The organism is Sphingobacterium corticis (assembly GCF_042684745.1).
Lineage (GTDB): Bacteria > Bacteroidota > Bacteroidia > Sphingobacteriales > Sphingobacteriaceae > Sphingobacterium > Sphingobacterium corticis.
Window position 1 is genome coordinate 131,038 of record NZ_JBHUMA010000007.1, and the last position, 25,820, is coordinate 156,857.

At 41.6% G+C, this 25,820-nt stretch carries 26 protein-coding genes; 11 read left to right on the forward strand and 15 right to left on the reverse strand.

Annotated elements, in window-relative coordinates; translation table 11 throughout:
• Window positions 1-3: 3 nt before the first annotated feature.
• Together ACFSQ3_RS13790 and miaB are read right to left on the reverse strand one after the other, a co-directional pair.
• Complete coding sequence (locus ACFSQ3_RS13790) at window positions 4-1,287, reverse strand: sigma-54 interaction domain-containing protein (protein ID WP_380870148.1); 1,284 nt, start codon at window positions 1,285-1,287, stop codon at window positions 4-6.
• A 26-nt stretch (window positions 1,288-1,313) separates the two neighbouring features.
• Complete coding sequence (miaB, locus tag ACFSQ3_RS13795) at window positions 1,314-2,747, reverse strand: tRNA (N6-isopentenyl adenosine(37)-C2)-methylthiotransferase MiaB (RefSeq protein ID WP_380870181.1); 1,434 nt, start codon at window positions 2,745-2,747, stop codon at window positions 1,314-1,316.
• Between the two features lie 122 nt (window positions 2,748-2,869).
• Here miaB and ACFSQ3_RS13800 point away from each other — a divergent pair, with 122 nt between their 5' ends.
• On the forward strand, window positions 2,870-3,712 hold the full coding sequence (locus ACFSQ3_RS13800; protein ID WP_380870149.1) for a DUF2911 domain-containing protein: 843 nt from the start codon (window positions 2,870-2,872) through the stop codon (window positions 3,710-3,712).
• Window positions 3,713-3,804: 92 nt separating this feature from the next.
• On the opposite strand, the gene cdaA is transcribed toward ACFSQ3_RS13800, so the two are convergent.
• Entirely contained in the window at window positions 3,805-4,599 is a 795-nt protein-coding gene (gene cdaA / locus ACFSQ3_RS13805) for a diadenylate cyclase CdaA (RefSeq protein ID WP_380870150.1), read from the reverse strand.
• 62 nt (window positions 4,600-4,661) lie between these two features.
• Between cdaA and ACFSQ3_RS13810 the strand changes: the two genes are divergently transcribed.
• Window positions 4,662-5,381 carry a pyridoxine 5'-phosphate synthase gene (locus ACFSQ3_RS13810; RefSeq protein WP_380870151.1) on the forward strand — a complete coding sequence of 240 codons (720 nt, stop codon included), beginning with the start codon at window positions 4,662-4,664 and terminating at the stop codon, window positions 5,379-5,381.
• Between the two features lie 66 nt (window positions 5,382-5,447).
• Here ACFSQ3_RS13810 and lepB read toward each other — a convergent pair whose 3' ends face one another.
• From lepB to ACFSQ3_RS13835, 5 genes are read right to left on the reverse strand one after another with little or no spacing between them, the layout of a single operon-like run.
• The gene (lepB, locus tag ACFSQ3_RS13815) at window positions 5,448-6,890 is read right to left on the reverse strand and encodes a signal peptidase I (protein WP_380870152.1); all 1,443 of its coding nucleotides are present in this window, start codon (window positions 6,888-6,890) and stop codon (window positions 5,448-5,450) included.
• Window positions 6,891-6,895: 5 nt separating this feature from the next.
• Window positions 6,896-7,639, reverse strand: coding sequence for a 4-hydroxy-tetrahydrodipicolinate reductase (gene dapB / locus ACFSQ3_RS13820; protein ID WP_380870153.1), 744 nt, complete (start codon window positions 7,637-7,639; stop codon window positions 6,896-6,898).
• A gap of 27 nt (window positions 7,640-7,666) precedes the next feature.
• Complete coding sequence (locus tag ACFSQ3_RS13825) at window positions 7,667-8,458, reverse strand: DUF5683 domain-containing protein (protein ID WP_380870154.1); 792 nt, start codon at window positions 8,456-8,458, stop codon at window positions 7,667-7,669.
• Window positions 8,421-9,356, reverse strand: a complete 936-nt coding sequence (locus ACFSQ3_RS13830) for a ParB/RepB/Spo0J family partition protein (protein ID WP_380870155.1) — start codon at window positions 9,354-9,356, stop codon at window positions 8,421-8,423. The genes ACFSQ3_RS13825 and ACFSQ3_RS13830 overlap by 38 nt, the downstream gene beginning before the upstream one ends.
• 2 nt (window positions 9,357-9,358) lie before the next feature.
• Window positions 9,359-10,159: a ParA family protein gene (locus ACFSQ3_RS13835; protein WP_380870156.1), complete on the reverse strand. Its 801-nt coding sequence runs from the start codon at window positions 10,157-10,159 to the stop codon at window positions 9,359-9,361.
• Between the two features lie 220 nt (window positions 10,160-10,379).
• Here ACFSQ3_RS13835 and ACFSQ3_RS13840 point away from each other — a divergent pair, with 220 nt between their 5' ends.
• Window positions 10,380-10,901, forward strand: coding sequence for an NADPH-dependent FMN reductase (locus ACFSQ3_RS13840; RefSeq protein WP_380870157.1), 522 nt, complete (start codon window positions 10,380-10,382; stop codon window positions 10,899-10,901).
• 5 nt (window positions 10,902-10,906) lie between these two features.
• On the opposite strand, the gene ACFSQ3_RS13845 is transcribed toward ACFSQ3_RS13840, so the two are convergent.
• Complete coding sequence (locus ACFSQ3_RS13845; RefSeq protein ID WP_380870158.1) at window positions 10,907-11,737, reverse strand: UDP-2,3-diacylglucosamine diphosphatase; 831 nt, start codon at window positions 11,735-11,737, stop codon at window positions 10,907-10,909.
• 60 nt (window positions 11,738-11,797) lie between these two features.
• Entirely contained in the window at window positions 11,798-12,334 is a 537-nt protein-coding gene (locus ACFSQ3_RS13850) for a 3'-5' exonuclease (protein ID WP_380870159.1), read from the reverse strand.
• Window positions 12,335-12,423: 89 nt separating this feature from the next.
• On the opposite strand from ACFSQ3_RS13850, the gene ACFSQ3_RS13855 reads away from it, so the two are divergent.
• From ACFSQ3_RS13855 to ACFSQ3_RS13885, 7 genes are all read left to right on the forward strand, one after another.
• On the forward strand, window positions 12,424-12,801 hold the full coding sequence (locus ACFSQ3_RS13855) for a hypothetical protein (RefSeq protein ID WP_380870160.1): 378 nt from the start codon (window positions 12,424-12,426) through the stop codon (window positions 12,799-12,801).
• 169 nt (window positions 12,802-12,970) lie between these two features.
• Window positions 12,971-15,331 carry a TonB-dependent receptor gene (locus ACFSQ3_RS13860; RefSeq protein ID WP_380870161.1) on the forward strand — a complete coding sequence of 787 codons (2,361 nt, stop codon included), beginning with the start codon at window positions 12,971-12,973 and terminating at the stop codon, window positions 15,329-15,331.
• Between the two features lie 4 nt (window positions 15,332-15,335).
• On the forward strand, window positions 15,336-15,812 hold the full coding sequence (locus ACFSQ3_RS13865) for a thioredoxin family protein (protein ID WP_380870162.1): 477 nt from the start codon (window positions 15,336-15,338) through the stop codon (window positions 15,810-15,812).
• Window positions 15,813-15,878: 66 nt separating this feature from the next.
• Window positions 15,879-17,285 carry a 23S rRNA (uracil(1939)-C(5))-methyltransferase RlmD gene (rlmD, locus tag ACFSQ3_RS13870; protein ID WP_380870163.1) on the forward strand — a complete coding sequence of 469 codons (1,407 nt, stop codon included), beginning with the start codon at window positions 15,879-15,881 and terminating at the stop codon, window positions 17,283-17,285.
• 4 nt (window positions 17,286-17,289) lie between these two features.
• Window positions 17,290-17,688, forward strand: coding sequence for a hypothetical protein (locus ACFSQ3_RS13875; protein ID WP_380870164.1), 399 nt, complete (start codon window positions 17,290-17,292; stop codon window positions 17,686-17,688).
• A 59-nt stretch (window positions 17,689-17,747) separates the two neighbouring features.
• Window positions 17,748-18,515: a hypothetical protein gene (locus tag ACFSQ3_RS13880; RefSeq protein ID WP_380870165.1), complete on the forward strand. Its 768-nt coding sequence runs from the start codon at window positions 17,748-17,750 to the stop codon at window positions 18,513-18,515.
• 111 nt (window positions 18,516-18,626) lie between these two features.
• Window positions 18,627-19,316: an OmpA family protein gene (locus tag ACFSQ3_RS13885; RefSeq protein ID WP_380870166.1), complete on the forward strand. Its 690-nt coding sequence runs from the start codon at window positions 18,627-18,629 to the stop codon at window positions 19,314-19,316.
• A 97-nt stretch (window positions 19,317-19,413) separates the two neighbouring features.
• On the opposite strand, the gene ACFSQ3_RS13890 is transcribed toward ACFSQ3_RS13885, so the two are convergent.
• The 3 genes from ACFSQ3_RS13890 to typA all read right to left on the reverse strand — a co-directional run bounded on the left by ACFSQ3_RS13890 (window position 19,414) and on the right by typA (window position 23,188).
• Window positions 19,414-20,286, reverse strand: coding sequence for a hypothetical protein (locus tag ACFSQ3_RS13890; RefSeq protein ID WP_380870167.1), 873 nt, complete (start codon window positions 20,284-20,286; stop codon window positions 19,414-19,416).
• A gap of 110 nt (window positions 20,287-20,396) precedes the next feature.
• Entirely contained in the window at window positions 20,397-21,263 is an 867-nt protein-coding gene (locus ACFSQ3_RS13895) for a hypothetical protein (protein ID WP_380870168.1), read from the reverse strand.
• 119 nt (window positions 21,264-21,382) lie between these two features.
• A complete protein-coding gene (typA, locus tag ACFSQ3_RS13900) occupies window positions 21,383-23,188 on the reverse strand; it encodes a translational GTPase TypA (RefSeq protein ID WP_380870169.1) in 1,806 nt (601 codons plus the stop codon).
• Between the two features lie 114 nt (window positions 23,189-23,302).
• Here typA and ACFSQ3_RS13905 point away from each other — a divergent pair, with 114 nt between their 5' ends.
• The gene (locus tag ACFSQ3_RS13905) at window positions 23,303-23,965 is read left to right on the forward strand and encodes a GDSL-type esterase/lipase family protein (protein WP_380870170.1); all 663 of its coding nucleotides are present in this window, start codon (window positions 23,303-23,305) and stop codon (window positions 23,963-23,965) included.
• 84 nt (window positions 23,966-24,049) lie between these two features.
• Here the strand turns inward: ACFSQ3_RS13905 and kbl are convergent, their stop codons facing one another.
• Both kbl and ACFSQ3_RS13915 read right to left on the reverse strand, forming a co-directional pair.
• Entirely contained in the window at window positions 24,050-25,240 is a 1,191-nt protein-coding gene (gene kbl / locus ACFSQ3_RS13910) for a glycine C-acetyltransferase (RefSeq protein WP_380870171.1), read from the reverse strand.
• A gap of 137 nt (window positions 25,241-25,377) precedes the next feature.
• A complete protein-coding gene (locus tag ACFSQ3_RS13915; protein WP_380870172.1) occupies window positions 25,378-25,788 on the reverse strand; it encodes a DUF2147 domain-containing protein in 411 nt (136 codons plus the stop codon).
• Window positions 25,789-25,820 lie beyond the last annotated feature (32 nt).

Consider the following 25,820-nt stretch of genomic DNA (forward strand, 5'->3'; position numbering starts at 1 on the left):
CCCTTAATCTAAGTTTAAATCTTTGATTTTACGATACAGCGTTCGCTCCGAAATTCCTAGTTCTTGCGCCGCAGCTTTACGCTTTCCTTTATGCTTTTTTAATGCGCGCTTGATCAGGTCAGATTCCTTATCTACCAACGAAAGCGATTCCTCCACCTCTTCCACATCCTGCGTATTGTAATGGTAATCACCGTTTGCAGGTTTTGGACGATTTGGATTGTGAATGGTCAAAGTTGAGGGAGCACGCAAACTGTAATCATCTCCCAAACGTGCCAATGCATTTCCATTGCTGTTGCTATCCACGTCCTTGTAAAGCTGATTAATAATCGGCGAATTCTGCTCGTATGTACCCGAATCAATACCGTTTTGTAATAATTCTACCACCAACTTCTTCAAGTCGACCATATCGCGCTTCATGTCAAAAAGCACTTTATACAATAAATCTCTTTCGGAGAAATCTTCCTTATTTTGCTCGTTAACGAAAACAGGAAGATTGGATTGCTTCGCATCCACCGGAATATAATTACTCAAAATCGGCGCATTGATTACACGCTCTTTTTCAAGCACGGCAACCTGCTCCGCAATATTCTTTAGCTGACGCACATTTCCTGGCCAACCGTAGCTTACCAACAATTCTTGTGCATCCGGCGTAAGCTGAATGCTTGGTGTGCGGTATTTATCAACAAAATCCACCACAAATTTCCGGAACAATAAATAAATATCTTCCGGACGCTCGCGCAATGCAGGAATGCGCAATGGAACCGTGTTTAAGCGATAATAAAGATCTTCGCGAAATTTGTTCTTTTGCACCGCTCCGTACATGTCCACATTTGTGGCAGCAACGACGCGCACATTGGTTTTTTGTACTTTGGAAGAGCCTACGCGAATGTATTCGCCGGATTCCAATACGCGCAGCAAGCGCGCTTGCGTTCCCAACGGCAACTCACCCACCTCATCCAAAAAGATCGTTCCGCCATCCACTACTTCGAAATAGCCTTTACGCGCTTCGGTAGCCCCGGTAAACGATCCTTTCTCGTGCCCAAATAATTCAGAATCGATCGTTCCTTCGGGAATCGCGCCACAGTTTACTGCAATGAAAGGCCCGTGCTTACGCGTGCTTAATTGATGGATAATGTGTGAGAACACTTCCTTACCCGAACCACTTTCCCCTTGAATCAACACCGATATATCTGTAGGAGCAACTTGTCGAGCAATATCAATTGCACGATTTAATAATGGCGAATTGCCAATGATTCCAAATCTACTTTTTATATCTTGATGATCCACAGGTCTGAATTTTGGGGTATAAAATTTTAATCAATAATACGTCCAATTAGCGTTGCTGATGTACAGCTTTCGCCTAAAACGTTGACATATTCGCCCACTTTAAAGCGATCGTCTTTCGGGAAAACTAACATCGTATTTTGGTCGTTACGTCCGCAGAAATCTTGATCCGAACGTTTCGATAAACCTTCGATAAGAACGCGATGTACTTTTCCAACAAAGTTTTCAATCCGATACAAACCATGCGCGCGTTGTAGATCGACCACTTCTGTCAAACGACGTTTTTTCACTTCCTCCGGCACGTCATCTTCAAAACGTTTTGCAGCCAGTGTTCCAGGACGCTCTGAATACGCGAACATATACGCAAAATCGTATTTCACATATTCCATCATCGATAAAGTTTCCTGATGTTCCTCTTCGGTTTCCGTACAGAATCCCGTGATCACGTCCGTAGAAATTCCACACGTTGGAATGATACGACGAATCGCATCCACACGCTCCATATACCATTCGCGATCGTATGTACGATTCATGATATCCAATATGCGTGAGTTGCCTGATTGCACCGGAAGGTGAATGTATTTACAAATATTTTCGTAGCGTGCCATGGTGTGCAGCACTTCGTCGGTAATATCTTTTGGATGTGATGTGGAGAAACGAACCCGTAATAAGGGATCAACCTGAGCAACCATTTCCAAGAGTTGCGCAAAATTTACCGTTGGAACAATTTCACCGCTTTCATCCACTTTTGGTGCATGCTTGTAAGAATCTACATTCTGACCAAGTAGTGTTACCTCGCGATAGCCTGCGTTAAACAAATCTTTTGCTTCTTGTACGATTGATTGTGGATCGCGACTACGTTCTCTACCACGCGTAAATGGCACGACGCAGAACGAACACATATTGTCGCAACCGCGCATAATGGAAATAAACGCAGAAACACCGTTCGAGTTCAACCGAACCGGAGAAATATCCGCATAGGTTTCTTCGCGTGAAAGCAACACATTCACCGCTTTGTTCCCATCGTCGACTTTCTCAATGAGATTAGGCAAATCGCGGTAAGCATCCGGACCGACAACCACATCAACTAATTTTTCTTCTTCCAGAAATTTCGCTTTCAAACGTTCCGCCATACAGCCTAAAACCCCGACAATCATTCCCGGATTTTTCGCCTTAGCCGATTCAAATTCTTTCAATCTTTTACGAACGCGCTGTTCAGCGTTCTCGCGAATCGAGCACGTATTAATAAATACTACGTCGGCATCTTTATATTCCTTCGTTGTCTCAAAACCCTTATCAATCAGTATAGATGCCACAATCTCACTGTCGGAAAAATTCATTTGACAACCGTAACTTTCAATATATAATTTACGACCGTTACTAGCGCCTGTGGGCACCATATCCAACGCTTCGCCTTGGCGCGTTTCGTCGTGTGTTTTGGTTGTATGCAATAAGTCTAACATGTCCATTTCTCAAAGCTCCAAAGTTAATAATTAAATCTTAGAATGCGTGACAAGATGTCATCTGTGACGCTATCCTTGCATATGCCTGTAATCTTTGATACTTTAGAAGAAAAATTTCAAACATGAAAAAAATCCTAACACTACTTTGCGTAACTGGCGTTTTATTCGCTACCGCATCGGGCGCATTCGCTCAAGCAAAATTACCTCCTGCAAGTAGTTCTCAGCACGTTTCCCAAGGATTGGGAATTAGCAAAATTGAATTAACCTACCAACGACCAAGCGCAAATGGCCGGACTATCTTCGGCGGGTTAGTGCCTTACGATCAGGTTTGGCGTACTGGTGCCAATAACGCAACGGCTATTACTTTTGCTAGCGAAGTAGAAATTGCTGGAAAGAAAGTTCCGGCCGGAACATACGGTTTGTTCACGATCCCAACGAAAGGAGATTGGACGGTAATTCTAAACAAAACTTACGAGCAATGGGGTTCTTATACATACAAGCAAGAAGATGATGTTTTGCGTTTCAACGTGAAGCCGACCAAATTGGCGAAAAAAGTAGAAACGTTCAGCATCAACTTTGAGAATGTAACAAGCAGCAGCCTAGATGTGGTTTTAAGTTGGGAAAATGTAGCTATTCCATTTACCATTAAAGTGGATCAGAAGGAAGAAATCATGGCTTCTTTGGAAGCTGCAATGAAAGGAGAGAAGAAACCGTATTTCCAAGCTGCTCAATATTATTTCCAAAACGGATTAGATATTAACAAAGCGAAAGAATGGGTAGAAGAAGCGGACAAAGGCAACACGAAAGCTCCATACATCAAATACTGGAAATCGCAGATCTTAAACAAAGCTGGCGACAAAGCTGGTGCAGCAAAAGCAGCACAAGAAGGTATTGAGATTGCGAAGCAATCCAACAATGTAGAATACATCAAATTGAATACCGACGCGCTGAAAGCGGCAAAGTAATCAAAGGTTTTTGATCCAATAACTGAAAATCCGTTCGTTCTGGCTATCCATAAATTAGAGCGCCGAACAAACGGATTTTTTGCGAATAATATCTACAATTCTTCTTTCAGAATCGCTTCCAATTCTTCTGGAGAAAGATTCATATTTACATTGCCATCTTTGGCAAAGGAAATCTCCCCGGTTTCTTCTGAAACAATCACGGAAACTGCCTCAGAAACTTCGGTAACACCAATGGCTGCTCGATGTCTCAAACCGAACTGTGGCGGCAAATCTTCACTATCCGACAACGGCAAAACTGAACTTGCCGTCATAATCCGGAAATCCACAATCACGACAGCGCCGTCATGCAACGGCGAGTTCTTGAAAAAAATAGATTCTAACAGGCGTTTAGAAATAGGTGCGTCAATATATTCACCACTGGATTGATAATATTCTTCATCAAAATGACGGGAGAAAACCAATAGCGCACCGGTTTGTGATCGCGACATGCTTCGGCACGCTTCGATAACTGGCTTTATCAATTCAGAACGATCCCCTTCCACGGCCCGCCGGGCACCAAAAAATGACCAAAGATATTTCTTCCGACGCATAGAGATGTTCTTTCCGACGTGAAGCAAGAATCGACGTATCTCCTGTTGAAACACGACGATTAGAGCAATAGATCCAACGGAAATAAATCCACCAAATATTTCGGTAAGCAAACGCATCTCCAATTGCTTTACCACCAAATAAATCACGTAGAAAAGCCAAACGCCCAACAAAATATTTACGGCGATGGTACCTTTTATCAAACTATATACATAGTAAATAATAATGGCAACCAACAGAATATCGATAAAATCGAACAGCCGAAAACCACTGAGCATATTGAAATCCAGACCTTGCATATACTCGGCAATTTAACGAATATTTTTAATAACTATATTTGTGAAACAACAACCGTTTCGGAATGACAAAACTATCTGTAAATATCAATAAAGTAGCCACGCTTCGCAACGCGCGCGGAGGCAATATCCCAAATGTGCTTACGACAGCATTAGCTTGCGAGCGTTTCGGCGCGCAAGGAATCACCGTACATCCTCGTCCGGACGAGCGTCATATTCGCTACCAAGATGTATTTGATTTGAAAAAAGATATTCAAACCGAGTTTAATATCGAAGGAAATTGTCAGGAAGCAAAATTCGTAGAATTGGTTTTGGCCAATAATCCTACGCAAGTTACTTTGGTACCTGATGCGAATGAACAAATCACTTCTAACCACGGTTGGGATACGATTAAGCATCAAGATTATCTTCGCGATATGGTGAAGGTGTTTAAAGATCAGGGCATTCGCGTTTCTTTGTTTGTTGATCCCGTGGAAGATATGGTGGAAGCAGCAGCGAGCACCGGAACAGATCGCGTAGAATTATATACCGAAGCCTATGCTGCTGAATTTGCTTATGATAAAGAAAAGGCGATTGCTCCTTATTACAAGGCAGCTGTAAAAGCCCGTGAAATGGGCTTAGGACTGAATGCAGGACATGATTTGGATTTACATAACTTGGCCTATTTCAATCAACACATTCCCGATCTTTTGGAGGTAAGTATTGGTCATGCACTGATTGCAGATGCTTTATTTTTAGGATTGGAAGAAACCATCAAGCGCTATTTAGCTGCGCTGAAAGCATAAAGAAAAAAGGCGTATTCAAGATTCCACATCTTGAATACGCCTTCGCTTATGATTCGATTCTAAGGATTAATTAATTCCTCGGAACAACTTATTCCATCTGATTTTTGTTAAGAAACTACCATCTTCATCGTAGCTCATGAACGTCATCACGGCCTTGCCGACAATGTGATCTTCCGGCACAAATCCCCAACCTCTTGAATCCAATGAATTATGGCGGTTATCCCCCATCATCCAATAGTAATCCATTTTGAAGGTATAGCTATCGGCAAGTTTTCCGTTGATATAAACGCCATCGTTGCGTTCTTCCAATGTATTCCCTTCGTAAATACTGATCGCTCGGCGGTATAAAGGTAATGTTTTGCTATCCAATTTAACGCTCCAGCCTTTTTTAGGAACAGTAAATGGACCGAAGTTGTCGTAATTCCAAATCGTGCCATCTTCATAAAATGGAAAAGCCTGAATTTCAGCAGAATTATCATCGGCGGAATAAATTTGCTCGATAACTTCTTTCACGTTGTTCCACTGACGAAGTTCCTCCGCCTCTTCGCGTGTAATCAGCAATACATATACGCCACGAGAGGGATCGCTGCTCGCCAATTCGTAACGCTTTTCTTTTAAGCGCTCTGGATCCAAACCATAAGGTTGCTCCGTAACGACGATAAAGCTGGGTTGCAAATTTTTACTTTCGTAACCTTCTTCACCATTGACAAACAGTTTCGTTTCCTTCATGGTAAGTACATCACCTGGCATACCGACACAACGCTTGATGTAATTTTCGCGTTTATCTACCGGACGATTGTATGGCGCATCCGCATCCATCGGATAATTGAAAACCACTACATCATTACGTTTTATTTCTTGAAAACCTGGCAAACGCTTATAAGGAATTTTAATCAGTTCGCTATAAGCTTTACCGCCGGTAATTGGCATGGTATGATGCGCAAACGGAAACGCCAATGGCGTCATCGGAATACGCGGACCGTAATTCAATTTGCTAACAAACAAAAAATCGCCAACCAATAAACTACGTTCCATAGATCCTGTCGGAATCACATAAGGCTCGATTAGGAAACTACGGATCAACGATGCTGCTACGGTAGCGAAGATGATCGCATCCGTCCATTCGCGAACCGCAGATTTCTTGTAGGGATATTTCTTTTTGAATTCTTCAGTATTAGATGGTCCCAAATAACGCACGGCGGGATCATTTCCCCACATTGGCAACACGATAAAAGGTACCAAAGCGGTCGCAACTGTTTCCCAAAAACGACGCTTTCCGAAGCTTTTAATCAAATCAAAATATAGCCCAAAGAAAACAAAAACGTTCACAATTGGCACTAACAGCCAAAGCACCCACCACTTTGGACGAGCAACCAATTCAGCGATAACAACTTCCCGATAAAAGGGAACGAATGCTGCCCAAGTCGGTTTTCCGGCCTTCTTAAAAAGAAGCGAAAGTCCGACCCAAGATCCGATAAAGTATATCGCCAAAAAAATATAATAAATCATATATACTATTTATTAAAATCAAACATTTCAGTTACCTGATAGAATCCCTTTCTACCAGCCAACCATTCAGCAGCTACAACTGCCCCTAAAGCGAAACCATCTCGGCTATGAGCGGTGTGCTTAAACTCGATCTGATCAACCTCCGAACTGTACAACACGGTATGCGTTCCAGGTACTTCTTCCAGACGCAAACTTTCGATTAACAATTCATTCTTCGCTGGAATTACCTCATCCTCTGTGCCGTCCAAACGATTAATCCAACGATCTTTTTCGTCATAAGCATCTAATATGCCTTCGGCAATAGTTATAGCCGTTCCACTCGGTGCATCCAATTTATGGATATGATGAATTTCTTCCACTTGCGCATCGTATTGCTTATATGGACTAACTGCTTGAGCCAACAGGCGATTGACGTGAAAGAAAATATTAACGCCAATACTAAAATTGGAACCATACAACATGGATTGATCGGCTTCTAGACAGGTAGCTTTTACTTCTTCCAAATGCTCGTACCAACCCGTCGTACCTACAACGATCGGCAAATTATTCTCGAAGCATAAGCTGATATTTTCTAACGCCGCATCGGGCGTACTGAAATCAATGGCGATATCCGCGGACGACAAATCCATCTCGGAAATATTTGCGCGGTTATTTGCATCGACAGTCCAGGCAATGTCGTGTCCGCGTTTCAAGGCATACCGTTCAATGAGCTGCCCCATTTTTCCATATCCTAATAATCCAATTTTCATGTTTAATCGTTGTAATTGGTTAATATACTAATTCAAATTGAACGTCAGTTTCAATCCTGGTGTGAACATCGATGAAACGCCGCCATAGGATGTTATTGATCGTGCTGATGCGAATGTCGGAATAATTGTCGGTGTTACTTTGAAAGAAAGGTCATCACTAATGTTCCAGCGATTGCTCAACATAGAATCTACATACGCCTCCACCACATTCAATCCATACCAACCTAAAGTTACCAAGATTGTAATATCACGATTCCGGCGGGCAAAATCTCGCTGACGAATTAGTGCCTGCTCATTGATTCTAGAATCGCCTAACGGACCGTCAGAAACATCTCCATTATTATTAAATCGAAACTGAAGCTCCGTTTGATATTCGCGATAGAAATACTGCCAATAATCAAAAACCAAATATCCACCGACAAATCCACCGTAGATAACGGGCACTTTAATCCACCACAACCCACCGTTCGTGTATTGTCCCCAACCGGGAACAAATAATGATCTTCGCCACGCAACGCGTGAAATCCGTTCAATTTCTAGGCGTGCGGAATCCTTCTTAATACCTTTAAAATAATATTTATCGCGTTCCTTTTCTTCTTTGGTACGTGCTCGACGCTCCGCTCTGGTTTCCTTCGTTTTGATCGAATCGGCAACCAACACAGAATCCGCTAAAACGGTATTCGCTAAACTGTCCGTCCTACGGATAATGCTATCTTGCTGTGCGTTTGCACTTTGGCAACACAACAAAATCACCGCTAAAATCCCTAGATAACGCATACGATTACCAGTCAAGCAATTCCAATATACGTCCAAGATCATCTTCCGAATCAAATGGAATCTCAATAGCACCTTTTCCTTTTTTGCTTTTTAAATTAAGCTTCACGCGCGTGGAGAAACGGGAAGCCAAATCATCTTCTATCTTTTGATATTGGAAATTTAATGGTTTCTTTTCTCCAGCGGCAGCTGATTTCTTCGCTTCTTTTCCTTGTTGAATCGCGCGAACCAATTCCTCCGTTTTACGAACAGACAAACTTTGTTCTACGATCTGCTGAAAAACATAAATCTGCTTTTCAATTTCACCGACATTGATCAGCGCGCGTGCGTGTCCCATCGTAATTTGCCCGTCGCGAATAGCAGCCTGAATAACCGGAGGCAACTTCAATAAACGCAAATAGTTGGTTACCGTACTTCTGTTTTTCGAAACACGATCACCCAACTCTTCTTGCTTCAAGTTACATTCTTCAATCATTCGCTGAAAGCTCAACGCCACTTCTATCGCATTCAGATTTTCACGTTGAATGTTTTCGATCAGTGCCATTTCCAACATCTGTTGGTCATTCGCCGTACGAACGTAAGCTGGAATGGACGTGATGTTTGCCAATTTCGATGCACGCAAACGGCGCTCACCACTGATTAGTTGGTAAGCATCCTTACCGACCTGACGCACGGTAATTGGCTGGATCAGCCCTTGCAATTGGATAGAATCCGATAATTCCTGCAAGGCAACCGCATCAAATTCTGTACGCGGCTGAAAAGGATTTACTGTGATTTGACTTACCTCAATGAAATTGATATTGCCCATGGGCTGTGCGTCCGATTTATTTACACTAGGAGCTTGAGCAGTTTTTTCCGTAGCCGATCCTCTACTAATATCTTGATCCTGAAGTAAAGCACCTAATCCCCTACCCAATCCAATTTTTCGTTGCTGTGCTGCCATATCTATACCGTAGCTGACTCTTTATTTTCTATCGACAAAAGTCCGTTTTTCTGCAAAATTTCACGCGCCAAATTCAAATAATTGATAGCACCTTTACAGGATGCATCGTGCATAATCACGGAAATACCATAACTTGGCGCTTCGCTTAAGCGTGTATTTCTTTGAATAATAGTATCGAACACCAAATCATTGAAATGCGTACGCACCTCTTCAACTACTTGATTTGATAAGCGTAAACGCACGTCGTACATGGTCAATAGAATTCCTTCAATTTCAAGTTCAGTATTTAACCTGTTTTGGACAATTTTGATTGTATTTAACAATTTACCTAAACCTTCCAAAGCGAAATACTCACATTGCACTGGTATAATTACTGAATCAGACGCAGTAAGTGCATTAATAGTAATCAAACCAAGCGATGGAGAACAATCAATGATGATAAAATCGTACTCGGATTTGATTTGATCTAATACCTTTTTCATGCGGTATTCGCGCTCTTCCAAATTGATCATCTCGATTTCTGCACCCACCAAATCAATATGTGCAGGCAACAAATCTAGATGTGGCGTTTCGGTCGGACGAATGGCATCATGTGGCGCCAAATCATTTACCAAGCATTCATAAACGCTGGTTTTAATTTCGCGCGGATCGAAACCAATTCCGGAGGTAGAATTCGCCTGCGGATCAGCATCGATCAGTAAGGTTTTATATTCCAATACTGCAAGACTAGCTGCAAGATTGATAGCAGTGGTTGTTTTACCTACACCGCCTTTTTGATTTGCAATTGCAATGATTTTTCCCATATTGATGATAACCTGTAACTGAGTTTGATGCTAATTAGCCGACGGTTACGCGTTAGCAAGATAACATTCTGATGATATTCATCCTACTTAAAACATGTTAAATTTGCTACTTTTGCTAACCCAGAACGGCCTCAAATCTCAGGACGCTAAGTTACAAAAAAATAGATGTAGTCCGTCATTTGATTATCGCATTTGCCAACGGACATTGAACAATTAAAATATGGATTTAATCATTGTAGGAACCAACCGTCCCAAAAATAATTCAACGAAAGTTGCTCAGTATTACCAACGTGAACTGGCGGCTAGAGGGCAAGATTGGGACATTCTCTACCTCGATACTTTACCTACAGAAATTATCGTTTCTGATCTATACGGAAAACGTAGCGAAGCGTTTACGCCGATACAGGAACGCATTTCCGAAGCGAAGCGATTTATCTTTGTCATTCCGGAATATAACGGCAGTTTCCCTGGCGTTTTGAAGGTTTTTATGGACGCATGTGCTTACCCCGCTTCCTTTCACCATAAAAAGGCCGCATTGGTTGGACTTTCGACCGGAAAGTACGGAAACGTGCGTGGCATCGATCATTTCACGGGCGTCTGTCATTATATGCGTATGCACGTTATGCCGCTGAAGATTCATATTTCACATATTCAGAACGAACTGGATGAGGAAGGAAATTTTAGCAATCCGCTTACCGTGAAATACATTCAAGAGCAAGTCGATGATATTGTACGTTTGTAGAATTATTACAAATCTCCCTTGATAATGCTGGTAAGCAACTCTTCTATCGAGTGCTTAAACTTATATTCGTCGTGCACTTCGCGATTCAGCAAATGCTTTTGTTCTTCATATGAGAAGATACTCCAGTTGTTATTTTTATATTCCAAAGCGGAAAGGTTTTCAATCCAGTCGCCGGAATTCATATATGTACATGAACCTTTTTTGGTTTCCACTTGCTGGATGGTTGGGTGATGAATATGCCCACAAATCACATAATCGTATTCATTTTCAATAGCAAGTTCAGAAGCTGTTTTCTCAAAGTCTGAAATAAACTTGACTGCTTTCTTGACCGAATTTTTAATCCGTTTTGATAAGGAATATTTTTCTCGACCCATACGCACAAGAACAGCATTGATAAACGTATTGAGCTGGATTAGTCGATCATAACCCCAACCTCCCAATTTAGCAATCCATTTGGAATGTTGAATGGAAGCATCGAAAACGTCGCCATGAAAAATCCAGGTTTTCTTTCCATTAACATCGAGGAGAAGCTTATTGGCAAACTGAATTTTACCGAAGGTCATTGGACCGAACTTACGCAGCATTTCATCGTGATTTCCGGTAATGTAAACCACCTGACAGCCTGAGTAGGCCATATCAAGCAAGCATTTCAGCACGCGAAAATGAGATTCCGGAAAATAGCTTTTTTTGAATTGCCAAATATCGATGATGTCTCCGTTTAGAACCAAGTATTCGGGCTTTATTGAATGCAAGTACTGCAACAATTCGTCCGCTCTACAGCCGTGTGTCCCTAAATGCACATCGGAAATGACCGCAATATCCAAAGCTCTTCTCATGGGCGTTTTTACAAATAAACGCGCGCATTGTTAAGCCATCATTTTCAGACGATTAAGATTTTATAAAGAATCGCCTAAGCTTTGTTTAAGCCGCTCAGGCGCATCATTTCTTCGCAAATACAGTAGTGCAGTGGCACGCGCGTCCGACAATGGATCATGATGATTTAGTGGAATATCCATGATTTGGCAACACATATTCAATTTGGTGCGCGCAAATCCAAGTTGCTGATAAAGGATACTGGTACACAACCATTGGTCGCTGATTCGCAAATCAGCATACTTCAATCCATATAATTGCATCGTTTGCTTCAATACCGAACGATCGAATTTTTCGTTATGCGCCACCATATCTTGCCCTTGCAACAATTCCGCTAAGGCGGGATACAGTTCAGCAAATGTGGGCGATTCAGCGGTATCTTTTGCTTTAATGCCGTGCACGCGAGAAGTTTGCCACATGTATTTGTTGTTTGGAGGTTTCACCAAACTAAAAAATTCTTTCACGATCTCACCGTTTTCCACGCGCACAGCTCCAACAGCACAAATACTATTATAATCTGCTGTAGCTAATTCAAAGTCAATCGCTGTAAAATTCAACATGTGCATCAATTGTGATGCAAAGATATACCTTTTGACGGTTATTTGTTAACTTAGCGACCGAATTGGCATTTGAATGCCCGAAACGACACATGAGAATAACGCGATCTTTTTTAGCTTATTTCCAGTTAGTACTGCTTGGTGCTATCCTGGTTAGCAACGCGTTGTTCATGCACAGCCACGTTTCGCATGGGCATTTGGTAATGCACGTGCACCCGTATGCTTGGGACAACACGAAAGATGATGTTCCGGCGCACGAGCACAGCGATGACGAGATGGTTTTCTATGATTTCTTGGCACACCAAGGAATCGTTCAACAAGAATCACTTGCTGCTATTTTAGAAATTATTCCTTGCGTCATTTTTGCATACGATCCCATCGTTGCTGACGAAGGCATTGTACGTTATCCATACCACGATTCTCCGACACTGCGTGGTCCTCCGGCAATCCGCCATCATTTATTCTCATAATATTTTCTGACAAATCTGCTATTGATAGCAGTCATTTCATGTAAACCGCAATAGCGCACAAGATTCTTGTGGGCATGCTGCCAAAAAATTACTTATTAAGTATATGTATAAGCACAATTTCGTGCTCATATCATCATTATTCTATTGCTGAGAAAGCAACACATTCTTTATGAAAACAACTTTATATACTATCATATTTTTTCTTTCTGCCTTATCATTATATGCGCAGGATAAAAGTACGTTACAAGGACAAATCACTACAAAAGACGGCGGGTCGACAGCTACCATTCGCATCGAAGGTACATCCTTGGCGACAACGACCGACGAAAATGGAAACTTCACACTTACCGGAATTCCGGCAGGTCAACGTCGCGTTTTGGTCAATGCTATTGGCTATGTTCCACTAAAAAAATCCGTAAGCTTAACTGCAGGACAAACCACAACCTTTCAAGCAACTTTAGAATCCGACCGATTGAACTTAAATGAAGTGGTGATTAGCGCCACGCGTTACGATGTCAATCGGAAACAATCGCCCGTTATTGTGAATGTAATCGGTTCAAAATTGATGAATGCTACGCAAAGTGTGGCGATGTCTGAAACATTAAACTATCAACCCGGTGTACGTTTGGAAGTGAACTGTCAAAACTGTGGATTTACGCAAGTTCGCATGAACGGATTGGAAGGCGCGTATTCACAAATCTTAATGAATAGCCGCCCGATCTTTAGCGCATTAAATGGCGTTTACGGTTTGGATCAAATTCCAACCAGCATGATTGAGCGTATAGAAGTGGTTCGCGGAGGCGGATCGGCGTTATACGGATCCAACGCGATTGCAGGAACAATCAACGTTATTACCAAAGATCCAGTAGTCAACTCTTGGGAAGTACAGAACAATACCGGATTGATTAACGGAAAAGCATTGGATAATAGTTTGACATTTAATTCTTCGATCGTTAGCGAAGATTTGACGCATGGTGCTACATTCTATGGTGCGAAAAGAAGCCGAGAAGCCTTCGATGCTAACAGCGATGGTTTTACGGAAATTACCGAATTGGAAAGTACTGCCTTCGGATCGAAAGCGTTTTTCAAGTTTTCGGATCTGAATAAGTTGACTTTGGATTTTAGTGCGATTAAAGAATTTCGCCGCGGTGGCGATCGTTTGGATTTGGCGCCGCATTTCACAGATATTACAGAGCAATTGGATCACAACACCTTTATGGGTGGCTTAACGTTCGATCAATACACAAAGGATCAGCGCACGAAGTTCAGCGCGTACGCGTCCGCACAGCGCACCATGCGTAAAAGCTATTATGGCGGATTGGGCGGTGGGCGCACGGCAGCGGACAGCTTACTTGCGGCCAATGCTTACGGAACCACCAAAGATTTTGCTTTCGTAGGTGGCGGCCAAATTGCACATACTTTAAGAAACGAAGACGTTTTCACGGCCGGAGTAGAATTTAACCACAATCAGGTGGACGACGAAATTCAAGGGTACAACCGCGCGATCGAGCAAAACGTAAACAGTACTGGCGTTTATGCGCAATACGAATGGAAACCGATTGATCGTTTTAAAGCGTTATTAGGTGGGCGTTTCGATCACGTCGATGTTTCCGGAAATTACATTTTGGGCGATATTACGCGTGCATCTGATGTTTCAGTTTCTGCATTTAGCCCACGTTTAACCTTGCTTTACGATATCAATACTGCATTTCAATTGCGTGCAGGCTATGCTCGTGGGTTCCGCGCACCGCAAGCGTTCAACGAAGATATGCACGTTTCATCCGTTGGTGGCGATCAACAGTTTATTTTGTTGAGTGATGATTTAAAAACGGAGTTTTCCAATACGTACACCGCATCGCTTAACTTCAACAAAGCAATGGGCAGTACTCAAACAAACATCTTACTAGAAGGTTTCTACACGGATTTGCGTAATCCATTTACTTATGTTTCCCAAGGTAAGGTCGGCGAAAATCTACGTTTAGAACAGATGATTAATGGTAAAGGCCTTTATGTAACCGGCAGCAACATAGAAATTGGCATTGCTCCTTCTGATCGTTTGACGTTTCAGTTGGGCGGAACTATACAAAGCAATAAATATCGCGAAGAGCAAGAACTCTTTGAAGGTGAAGAAGATCCGAATGGTGACCCCGCGGTATTTGTACAAAAGTTGGTGCGTACACCGGATAGCTATGGCTACCTAAACACCAATTGGCGTGTGACCGAAGATTTCGGCATTGATGTTACGGGCGTTTACACGGGCTCAATGGTAGTTCCTCATGTCGTTCGTGAATCAGGCTTCATGGATTTGGTACGAACTAAAGAATTTATGGAAATGAATTTGCGCTTATCGCGTGTTATTCACGTTCACCCAAGTTTCTCTTTGGAGTTGAGCGGTGGTGTTCAGAACATCTTCAACAGCTACCAAAAAGATTTTGACAGCGGAGCAGGTCGCGATTCGGATTATGTATATGGCCCGGCTAGACCGCGCACGTATTTCATCGGTCTGAAAATTGGAAATTTCACCCACTAAAAACATGAAGCGTCGATTCTATATATGGATCTTAGTGCTTCTTCTTCCTGCGCCAGCCATCGCGCAGGAAGATTTGGCTATTAATTGGCTTTCTTTTGAGAATCTCTCCGATTCATTGAGCCAAAAGCCCAAGAAAACGTTGATCTTCTTTCATGCCGATTGGTGCGTTTACTGCAAAAAAATGCAGCGAGAAGTTTTAACTAATCCAAAGGTTATTGCAGAGATCAACAAACATTATTACGCCGTTCAACTTGATGTGGAATCAACCGAAGAGATTACATTCGACGGACAAGTATTTGCGAATAAATCGAAAGAAAAACGTCGCGGCCAATACCATGAATTGGCTTTATTACTTGGAAACCGCAGTGGCGATTTAGTGCTACCGACTACCATTATTTTGGATGAAAACTTCTTCATTAAGGAACGTCGATTCGAATACCTTCACAGCAAGAAACTGCTTACATTGCTGCGCAAAAAATAAGTTCCAAAACGCGCAAGTTTCTCCACCGTAACTTATATAAAATTAAAAGCGTATTTTTGTGCGCAAATGGGAAAGAGAATACCTCAGGACAAGAAATTTGTCGCTGATATAGAGATAATTGACATCGCAGAAGAAGGCAGAGGCGTTGCAAAACGAGACGAGCTGGTGATGTTCATCGAGAAAGCAATTCCGGGAGACATCGTGGATGTCGAATTGCTGCGCAAGAAAAAGAATTTGGTAGAAGGGAAAGTGACGGCCGTGAAGTCGCCATCGCCACACCGCGTAGAACCGTTCTGCCCGCATTTCGGTGTATGTGGAGGTTGTAAATGGCAACATATGAACTACGATGCACAATTGTTGTTCAAGGCCAAATATGTGGATAATGTGTTGAGCCGCATTGGCAAAGTAGACACATCATCTATGGAGCCGATTTTAGGATCGGAAGAAACGGCTTACTACCGCAATAAATTGGAATATACGTTTTCCAACAAACGCTGGTTAACCAACAAAGACGAAGAAACAGCCGACCGCGACATGAATGCTCTGGGCTTTCACGTTCCGGGTCGTTTTGATAAAATATTGGATATCGATCATTGCTTTTTGCAAGCCGATCCCTCCAACGACATCCGCAATAGCATTCGTGAATTTGCCACAAACCATGGAATTTCATTCTACGATTTACGTGCGCATGAAGGCGCTTTACGCAACGTAATTATTCGCACAGCATCCACTGGGGAAGTCATGGTAATTGTTGTTTTTGCTTATCCAACTCTAGAGCAAATCGATCAACTGATGGAATTTGTGAACAGTAAATTCCCAAATTTGGCGTCTTTATTATATATCGTCAATCAAAAACGTAACGATACCATTTTTGATCAGGAGATAGAAGTGTTCAGCGGACGCGATTTTATTTATGAGGAAATGGAAGGCTTAAAATTTAAAGTTGGGCCGAAATCATTCTATCAAACAAACTCCGCACAAGCGTACGAACTATACAAAATTACTCGCGATTTTGCCGGCCTTACCGGAAATGAAGTGGTATACGATTTGTACACCGGCGCTGGCACGATCGCTAACTTTGTAGCACGCCACGCAAAGCAGGTGGTTGGTATCGAATATGTGCCATCGGCAATTGAAGATGCAAAGATCAATTCCGAAATAAATGACGTGAAGAATACGAAGTTTTATGCGGGCGATATGAAAGATGTCTTAACGGTATCTTTCGTGGAAGAACATGGAAAGCCGGATGTAATCATCACCGATCCACCGAGAGCGGGCATGCACGGCGATGTAATCAAATGCCTTCTAGAAGTGGAAGCACCGAAAATTGTTTACGTAAGTTGCAACGCGGCTACGCAAGCGCGAGATTTGGAACTCCTTTCCGAAAAGTACAAGGTGGATCGCATTAAGCCGGTAGATATGTTTCCGCATACACAACATGTGGAGAATGTCGTTTTGTTAAGTAGAAAATAAACGCATGAACATCGAAGAATTATTAGCAGACCAATCCGGAAACGGCAGTGAAAAGGGCAAATCAAGTAGTCCATTGGAAAGCTTGAAAGTAGATTTAGATTTTTATAGCGATGCCATAAAAGAAGTTTCTTACGATTTATTGGCGGCCGAATATACTGCTCACCCCATCTTTATCGCGCATCAACATAGCGTAAAAATCGGCGAAGTGATTTTAGACAAGATGGAGTTAAATACATCTTGGACGATCAATGTGAGCACTTTGGAAGAGTTTTTGGAGCAAGGATTAATCAAAGAGGATCGAAAAGACTATTTCCTGAAGCAGTTTAAACCTGCGGAAGATTTTATGTGTCTATTCGTCGTGGTTCCGGAAGGTGCAAATTTCGTCTTCTATCCTTACAAGTAAGGTTTAGCGTTATTTAACATCCCGATTCCCAATCTTTATTTAATTTAGAATTCGACATGATGCGCTCCGTGCTATACATTCCATTTTTACTTTGTATGCTGTTTTTCGGCATATCGAACACCTATGCTCAAACGGAAACACCAGAACGGAAAAATATTTCGGGCATGGTGCTGGAGCGCGGCACAAATAATACACGAATTGCTGATGCCAATGTAGTAAATTTGGTTACTGGACAATCGACACGGACATCCAGTATGGGCATTTTCACCGTTGCTGTCGCTATTGGCGATAGTATTTCCATTGAAAAAGTAGGTTACGGGCCTATTAAAACGAGTGTCAACACGATTGAGGATATTATTCTTGATATGCAACCGGGCTTGCAGATCGAAACGGTTGTGGTTTCTCGCGGAACACGCGAAGCAGAAATGCGTGGCATGATGAAGGATTACGAAAGAAAGGGCGTTTATCGTGGCGGAAAGAACTCGGTGGGCACTTACTTAGGAAGTCCGGCTACGGCATTATATAACCTATTTGGTAAAGAACCAAAGAATGCGCGCCGTTTCCAAGAATACATGGATCAGGAGCTGGAAGAAACCAAGATCGATCGAATCTTTAATAAAACCATCGTGTCGGAATTGACCAAATTGGAGGGCGAAGAATTGCAATCCTTCATGGATTGGTATCGACCATCTTTGGCAACCGCAGAACGTTGGGGAAGATATGATTTGATGGTGTATATCAACAAATCTTTTGAATCATGGGAGGCAAATGGCCGTCCGAAATCCCAAAAATTACCGAAGCTAGAGATTCCTGAACAGGAAAAGTAAACCGCTCATTTCTAACGGACAGCGGGATAGAATCCATCGAATTACAATCGAAAATTGCATTTTGGCATCCGCTTTGATTATATCCATTTCGTAGACATTTACTTTTACGTTATGAAATTTAATAAGAAAATCTCCGTGTATGGTTTGTCATTAGCAACATCAGCTATGTTATTAGCTAGTTGCTCAACCATTCAAAATACAAGTAACACAACAAAAGGTGCTGTAATTGGTACTACTGCTGGTGGTGCGTTAGGTGCTGTGATTGGTGGTAAAGCAGGTAATACTGCAGTGGGTGCTATTGCTGGTGCGGTAATCGGTGGTGCAGCTGGTGGATTGATCGGTCGTAAAATGGATAACCAAGCCAAAGAAATCGAAAATGCCGTAGCTGGTGCTGAAGTAATCAAAGCAGATGAAGGTATTATCGTGAAATTTGATAGCGGTATTCTATTCGATTTTAACAGTACGCAGTTGAAAGGTGATGCTAAAACAAACATCGCCAAATTGGTGGAGACGTTGAACAAAGAACCAGATACTGAGATTATGGTAATTGGCCATACAGATAATGTTGGTTCGATGAATGCCAACCAAAAAGTTTCTGAAGGTCGTGCAAAATCCGTTCGCGATTACGCGGTTTCTCAAGGCTTGAAAGGCGGAAGAATCAAAACTGAAGGTAAAAACTATTCGGAGCCGATTGCAAGTAACGATTCAGAATCTGGACGTGCGGAAAACCGCCGTGTAGAAATCGTTATTGTTGCGAGTGAAAAAATGCAACAAGACGCGAAACGCGAAGCAGGACAATAAGCTGTTCTAATCCGCTCTAGCGAAAATCCATAAAAACAGAAAAGCTCCGAACGAAAATATCGTTTGGAGCTTTTTTATGCCTCGGCATTATAAATAACTAAAGCCGTGGTTCCGCGTGAATTTTATATCGTTCTCTTGAACTCATTTCATTCAGGTATTTAATGAGCGCCATGTTCGTTTTTTCAGTTTGCCAAACTTGATATACGGCATCTTTACCGAGGGGATTTTTAAAATGCTTCTCATAGTATGCTATAAGGGAATCCGTCGATTCGATCGCTTTAGGTTCGCCGTATAGTTCTGTGATGTAGGAGATCAAAATCTCTACGTTTCGACCCGAGGCATCCGCTGCATCCATGGATTTGGCATCATTAAACATCGTTTCTAGCGAAGCAGATTTAACTCCATTATGAATGCCGGCGTAGATACTAAGCATGTAATCTTGGAAACCATTATTCTCATAAGTCAATCCGTTTGAAGCGGAATCGACCACATCTTTCCAAGAAAGGTGCAGAAAGTCTTCCATATCGCCAACAACAACATTCAACCTTGTTGAATCGTTAATTAACAACTTCCCTTTGAAATAACCTCTCAACGCAACCTCATAATTCCCGGGCTCATAGAAATTATGCGACCAAGATGATGTAAATGTATTGGAACCTGCGGATGTTCTCTTTATCAAGTGCTTGGATTTTTTAGTTCCATTTATAGTCCAAACTAAAGAATCCAGAAAATCATAATTTAAAAACAATGCTATATCCTCGTTTTCTCCGTGATATAAACTATCTCGCAGCGTAAAGATAACTTGTTTGAAAATGGACGTTTTGCTACCATCAACCTCTAGAAAAACGGGGTAGGAATCCGGCAATTGCTTTTCGGGAAGTGGCTCCGGCTCTGGATCAACAATAATTTCATCTTTCGAGCACGCTGTGCCCAAAATCGCTACAGCAAATAAGACGTAAAGTATTTTCATAAAGAGATAGCTAGCTTGGAATATTCGTAAATATATGAATATAAAGCGATTGGGGCAATAAAAAACTCCCAGCAAAAACTGCTGGGAGTTTGTATAGAATATTCTGCTTCTTAATTTCGAGGTTCAGCGTATATAAAGCAATCTCCTCGATCGCCCAAATCTTTTGATTCGCCAATTAGCGCGATGTTTGCTTTTTCCGTTTGCCAAATTTGAATGACAGACGCTTCATCTAGAGGCTTTTTAAAATTTTCCGTGTAAAAAGTGTTTGCTTCTACATCAGATGCAAATTGTTTAGCGCTACCATAAAGCTTGGTTATGTAATCGCTAAAGATTTTCTTCTTGCGAGCGAACCGCTCTTCCAACGATAATTTGTAAATATCATCAAACTGTAGATTTAATGTCGCAGATTTCACTCCGTCGTAAACGCCATGAAAAACACTATATGAGTAATCCTCCAAACCATTTACGGGATAACCTATATTACCCGATTTCATGTCGCCCTTTATATCCTTCCAAGAAACAAAAAGAAAATCATTTTCATTATTTAAAGAAACAGCGATATTAGTAGAGTCATTAACAACAAGGTCACCTTTCAAATATCCTTTAAGATAAGCCTTGAAGTTTCCAGGCTCGTAAAAATAATGCGTCCATGAGCCTTTATAATTTTCACTATTCTCTCTTCGTTGTATCAGTTGAAGCGGCTTACTTGCTCCATCAATTGTCCAAATCAACGAATCAAGAAAATCATATTTCATTACATTCGCCCCATTTTCAAGCGGGCTTAAACTATCCTGCAAAGAGAATTTCACACCTTTAAAAATTGAAACACGCTCTGCGCGCATATCTAAATGCAGAGGAAATGCTTCTGTAATTTCCGGTTTAGGTTCAGGATCCACCTCAGGCTCGACAATGTTTTTATTTTTTGAACAGCTGCTTCCCAGCAAAATCAACAACACCGATAGATAAATAAATTTCATGTGGATAGTAGTTAATAACATTAATTTGATTCTACCTTCCAAGGTATAAAAAAAAGCTCCTAACCGAATGGCTAAGAGCTTAATATTCTCATATTTAATATAAATATAATATTAACGACTTACTGGAATTTTTTCGCATTTACTTTACGCTCGTTTTCCGTTAAATAGATCTTACGCAAACGCATACTTTGTGGTGTTACCTCAATGTATTCGTCTGCCTGGATGTATTCCATACATTCCTCCAAAGAGAATTTGATTGCCGGAGCAATACGTGTGTTATCATCCGAACCGGAAGCACGCATGTTTGTCAACTGCTTACCTTTGGTTACGTTGATTGTTAAATCGTTATCACGAATGTGCTCACCCAAAATTTGCCCTTCATAAATTTCCACACCTGGATCAACGAAGAAACGACCACGATCTTGCAATTTATCGATTGAATATGCTGTTGTAGAGCCCGTATCTAAAGAGATCAATACACCTGCCATACGTTTAGGAATAGTTCCTTTCCAAGGTTCGTAACCTTTCAAACGGTGCGCCATTACCGCTTCACCTGCAGTCGCAGTCAAAACGTTGTTACGCAAACCGATGATACCGCGAGAAGGAATAGAGAATTCCAAGTGCTGCATATCACCTTTAGCTTCCATAATCAAAAGCTCGCCTTTACGTTGTGTTACCAACTCGATTACTTTACCAGAAACATCTGCAGGAACGTCAACCACCAATTCTTCAATTGGTTCACATTTCACACCGTCGATTTCTTTCACGATAACCTGTGGCTGACCTACTTGCAATTCGTAACCTTCGCGACGCATTGTTTCGATTAATACAGATAAGTGAAGGATACCACGACCGTATACTAACCACGCATCAGGAGATTCGGTAGGAACTACGCGCAATGCTAAGTTTTTCTCCAACTCTTTCTGCAAACGGTCATAAATATTACGAGAAGTAACCAATTTACCTTCTTTTCCGAAGAAAGGAGAGTTATTGATGGTGAACAACATATTCATTGTTGGTTCATCAATGGTCATTACTTCTAGTTGCTCTGGATTTTCAAAATCAGCGATGGTATCACCAATATCAAAACCTTCAATACCAACTACTGCACAAATATCTCCAGCATGAACTTCAGGCACTTTAATACGACCTAAACCTTCAAAAACCTGCAATTCTTTTACGCGTGATTTCACGATTTTACCATCGCGTTTCACTAAAGATACCGGTTGATTTTCTTTGATAACTCCTCGCGCAACACGACCGATCGCGATACGACCAACGAATGTTGAGTAATCCAAAGAAGTTACCTGCATTTGCAAAGTACCTTCAGATACTTTAGGAGCAGGAATATGTGCTAAAATTGCTTCTAACAAATCGGTGAAATCGGTAGTCGGCTGTTTCCAGTCGGTCGACATCCATCCTTGTTTAGAAGAACCGTACAATACAGGGAAATCCAATTGATCTTCTGTTGCGCCTAAGTTGAAGAATAAATCGAATACATTTTCGTATACTTCATCCGGACGACAGTTTTCTTTGTCGACTTTGTTGACAACTACAATTGGTTTGATACCTAAACCTAACGCTTTACCCGTTACGAAACGAGTTTGTGGCATTGGGCCTTCGAAAGCATCCACCAATAGCACAACGCCATCAGCCATTTTCAATACGCGTTCAACTTCACCGCCGAAATCCGCGTGACCAGGAGTATCAATGATGTTGATTTTCACATCTTTGTACGTAACTGATACGTTTTTGGAAACGATAGTGATACCACGTTCACGTTCCAAGTCGTTGTTGTCCAGGATTAATTCTCCTGCATTCTCATTTTCTCTGAATTGATTCGTGAAATAAAGAATCTTGTCAACCAACGTCGTTTTACCGTGGTCAACGTGAGCGATAATCGCTATGTTTCTGATGTTCTGCATGCTACAGCTTGTCGTATAAAAATTCTAAGGTGCAAAAGTAAAAAAATAAAAAGAACTAACCGCTACTTTTTTAATGATATATTTGGAATAGTTGAATAGTAAAGATTCCTTAATATGAAACAGCTTTTAACCGTGATTATCATGGGTTTGATAACACAAACATCTATGGCACAGAATAAGAAAGATTGGGCAAATTTTGCTAAATACGAAACGGCGAATACACACGAAGAAGAAGGACAAGTCGTATTTATGGGTAATTCTATTACCGAAGGATGGGCGCGCTGGCGGCCGGACTTCTTCAAAGCAAACAAATACATTGGCCGCGGTATTGGTGGGCAAACGAGCGCTCAAATGCTTGCTCGCTTTCCGAATGATGTCGTAGCGCTGAAACCTCGAGCGGTTGTGATTTCGGCCGGAACCAATGATATCGCGCAAAATCAAGGATATATATCCTTAGAAGATATCTTAAAAAATATTCAGGGAATGGCGGAATTAGCGAGGAGCAATAACATCAAAGTTTATCTTACTTCGGTTTTGCCCGCTTATGCGTTCGATTGGCGACCAGCAATAAAAGATGCGGCCGATCAAATCATTAAACTAAATAGTATGATTCGCGCATATGCAGAAAAAGAAGGTTTTGATTATGTAGATTACCATTCCTCACTAAAAGATGATCGCAATGGGTTGCCGGAAAAATTCGCGAAAGATGGTGTACATCCGACAGGACCAGCTTACGAAATCATGGAAGAGGTTTTACAAGCTAAGTTGAAAAAATAAGCGAAGAACTATTTTCTTCAAGAATATTAAAAAACAAATGCGAGCCGTTCGGCTCGCATTTGTCTTTTAATGTATTTTCTATTGTTACGAAATCACGCCAAGTGCTTTTCCGACTTTAGTAAATGCTGAAATCGCTTTATCTAAGTGCTCCTTTTCATGACCAGCCGAGATTTGTACGCGGATACGCGCTTTATCTTTCGGCACGACAGGATAGTAGAATCCGATCACGTAAATACCTTCTTCCAACATTTTTGCAGCAAATTCCTGCGCCAACTTTGCGTCGTATAACATTACCGGAACGATTGGATGCACGCCCGGTTTGATATCAAAACCTGCTGCAGTCATTTTCTCACGGAAATAGGTCGTATTGTTTTCCAGCTTATCGCGCAATTCCGTGGTTTCGCTCAACATATCTAAAACGGCGATCGAAGCACCCACGATTGCTGGAGCTAATGTGTTAGAAAACAAATATGGTCTTGAACGCTGACGCAACATATCAATAATTTCTTTTCTCCCTGACGTGAAACCACCAGAAGCACCGCCTAACGCCTTTCCTAAAGTTCCAGTAATAATATCAATGCGCCCCATCACATCGCACAACTCATGCGTTCCGCGACCAGTTTTTCCTATAAATCCGGAACAGTGAGATTCATCAATCATTACCAATGCATCGTATTTATCCGCTAAATCGCAAATTTTGTCCAAAGGCGCAACCGAACCATCCATTGAAAATGCACCGTCGGTTACGATGATTTTATGGCGCGCTCCAGATGCAGCTTGCAATTGCGCTTCCAAATCTTGCATATCGCAATTTTTGTAGCGGAAACGCTGCGCTTTACAAAGACGAACGCCGTCGATAATAGAAGCATGATTCAATTCATCTGAAATGATGGCATCTTCTGCGCTGAACAAAGGCTCGAAAACACCACCATTCGCATCGAATGCTGCAGCATACAGAATCGTATCTTCTGTACCCAAAAATTGAGAAATTTTATCTTCTAATTGCTTATGTATATCCTGTGTTCCACAGATAAAACGAACGGACGACATACCGTAACCGTGCGCATCGATTGTTGCTTTAGCAGCCTCAATAACCTTTGGATGAGAAGATAATCCTAAGTAATTATTCGCACAAAAATTGATTACTTCTTGACCGGTACTGATTTTAATATCAGCGCCCTGCGGTGTGGTGATAATCCTTTCCGTTTTGTAAAGTCCTGCTTCTTTGATCTCTGCTAATTCTTGTTGTAAAGCAGTTTGTAACTTGTTATACATAAGCTTAAATACGTTTAATTTGGAGTCTTACCAAAGATACAACATTTTTACAGCTCTCGCTGAATGCGATACCGCACCTGAGTAATGCCCATAAAAAAAGAGCAACCTAAATTGCTCTTCTATTTGATTTTAAGTTCTTACTTTATCTTTGTAAACACTTCCGTTCTGCCTAATAAACTTACGCCAACGAATCCGCGCACTTCAAGCTTGTCACCTTTTGGTGTCATCTTACAGCTGTATGTTTTGCCAGATTTTGGATCGTAAATTTCACCACCTTCGTAGGTTTTGCCTTTTTTAGTGAAGTTTGTCAGAATTTCCAATCCTTGGATATTTCTACTTCTTAGTTTTTCATCTGGGTTGTTGACATCTTTTTTCGAAGCATCTTTGATCCAATACAATTTCCCGAAATACTTATCGCCTTTCTTGTAGATTTCAATACGACCTTCTTTACTGGAGTTTTCCCATTTTCCGATAACAGGATCATTGCTTTGCGCGAACACGGCCAAACTCAGTAGCATTGCCATGCATGATAACATTAATTTCTTCATAGCTTTTGTTGTTTATAATAGTCAACGTGAAT

What these genes read in the sequence shown, in the direction of transcription:
- miaB (WP_380870181.1), bottom strand. Translation starts at nt 2,747, where the DNA reads ATGTTAGACTTATTGCATACAACCAAAACACACGACGAAACGCGCCAA.
- ACFSQ3_RS13800 (WP_380870149.1), top strand. Translation starts at nt 2,870, where the DNA reads ATGAAAAAAATCCTAACACTACTTTGCGTAACTGGCGTTTTATTCGCT.
- cdaA (WP_380870150.1), bottom strand. Translation starts at nt 4,599, where the DNA reads ATGCAAGGTCTGGATTTCAATATGCTCAGTGGTTTTCGGCTGTTCGAT.
- ACFSQ3_RS13810 (WP_380870151.1), top strand. Translation starts at nt 4,662, where the DNA reads ATGACAAAACTATCTGTAAATATCAATAAAGTAGCCACGCTTCGCAAC.
- lepB (WP_380870152.1), bottom strand. Translation starts at nt 6,890, where the DNA reads ATGATTTATTATATTTTTTTGGCGATATACTTTATCGGATCTTGGGTC.
- dapB (WP_380870153.1), bottom strand. Translation starts at nt 7,639, where the DNA reads ATGAAAATTGGATTATTAGGATATGGAAAAATGGGGCAGCTCATTGAA.
- ACFSQ3_RS13825 (WP_380870154.1), bottom strand. Translation starts at nt 8,458, where the DNA reads ATGATCTTGGACGTATATTGGAATTGCTTGACTGGTAATCGTATGCGT.
- ACFSQ3_RS13830 (WP_380870155.1), bottom strand. Translation starts at nt 9,356, where the DNA reads ATGGCAGCACAGCAACGAAAAATTGGATTGGGTAGGGGATTAGGTGCT.
- ACFSQ3_RS13835 (WP_380870156.1), bottom strand. Translation starts at nt 10,159, where the DNA reads ATGGGAAAAATCATTGCAATTGCAAATCAAAAAGGCGGTGTAGGTAAA.
- ACFSQ3_RS13840 (WP_380870157.1), top strand. Translation starts at nt 10,380, where the DNA reads ATGGATTTAATCATTGTAGGAACCAACCGTCCCAAAAATAATTCAACG.
- ACFSQ3_RS13845 (WP_380870158.1), bottom strand. Translation starts at nt 11,737, where the DNA reads ATGAGAAGAGCTTTGGATATTGCGGTCATTTCCGATGTGCATTTAGGG.
- ACFSQ3_RS13850 (WP_380870159.1), bottom strand. Translation starts at nt 12,334, where the DNA reads ATGTTGAATTTTACAGCGATTGACTTTGAATTAGCTACAGCAGATTAT.
- ACFSQ3_RS13855 (WP_380870160.1), top strand. Translation starts at nt 12,424, where the DNA reads ATGAGAATAACGCGATCTTTTTTAGCTTATTTCCAGTTAGTACTGCTT.
- ACFSQ3_RS13860 (WP_380870161.1), top strand. Translation starts at nt 12,971, where the DNA reads ATGAAAACAACTTTATATACTATCATATTTTTTCTTTCTGCCTTATCA.
- ACFSQ3_RS13865 (WP_380870162.1), top strand. Translation starts at nt 15,336, where the DNA reads ATGAAGCGTCGATTCTATATATGGATCTTAGTGCTTCTTCTTCCTGCG.
- rlmD (WP_380870163.1), top strand. Translation starts at nt 15,879, where the DNA reads ATGGGAAAGAGAATACCTCAGGACAAGAAATTTGTCGCTGATATAGAG.
- ACFSQ3_RS13875 (WP_380870164.1), top strand. Translation starts at nt 17,290, where the DNA reads ATGAACATCGAAGAATTATTAGCAGACCAATCCGGAAACGGCAGTGAA.
- ACFSQ3_RS13880 (WP_380870165.1), top strand. Translation starts at nt 17,748, where the DNA reads ATGCGCTCCGTGCTATACATTCCATTTTTACTTTGTATGCTGTTTTTC.
- ACFSQ3_RS13885 (WP_380870166.1), top strand. Translation starts at nt 18,627, where the DNA reads ATGAAATTTAATAAGAAAATCTCCGTGTATGGTTTGTCATTAGCAACA.
- ACFSQ3_RS13890 (WP_380870167.1), bottom strand. Translation starts at nt 20,286, where the DNA reads ATGAAAATACTTTACGTCTTATTTGCTGTAGCGATTTTGGGCACAGCG.
- ACFSQ3_RS13895 (WP_380870168.1), bottom strand. Translation starts at nt 21,263, where the DNA reads ATGAAATTTATTTATCTATCGGTGTTGTTGATTTTGCTGGGAAGCAGC.
- typA (WP_380870169.1), bottom strand. Translation starts at nt 23,188, where the DNA reads ATGCAGAACATCAGAAACATAGCGATTATCGCTCACGTTGACCACGGT.
- ACFSQ3_RS13905 (WP_380870170.1), top strand. Translation starts at nt 23,303, where the DNA reads ATGAAACAGCTTTTAACCGTGATTATCATGGGTTTGATAACACAAACA.
- kbl (WP_380870171.1), bottom strand. Translation starts at nt 25,240, where the DNA reads ATGTATAACAAGTTACAAACTGCTTTACAACAAGAATTAGCAGAGATC.
- ACFSQ3_RS13915 (WP_380870172.1), bottom strand. Translation starts at nt 25,788, where the DNA reads ATGAAGAAATTAATGTTATCATGCATGGCAATGCTACTGAGTTTGGCC.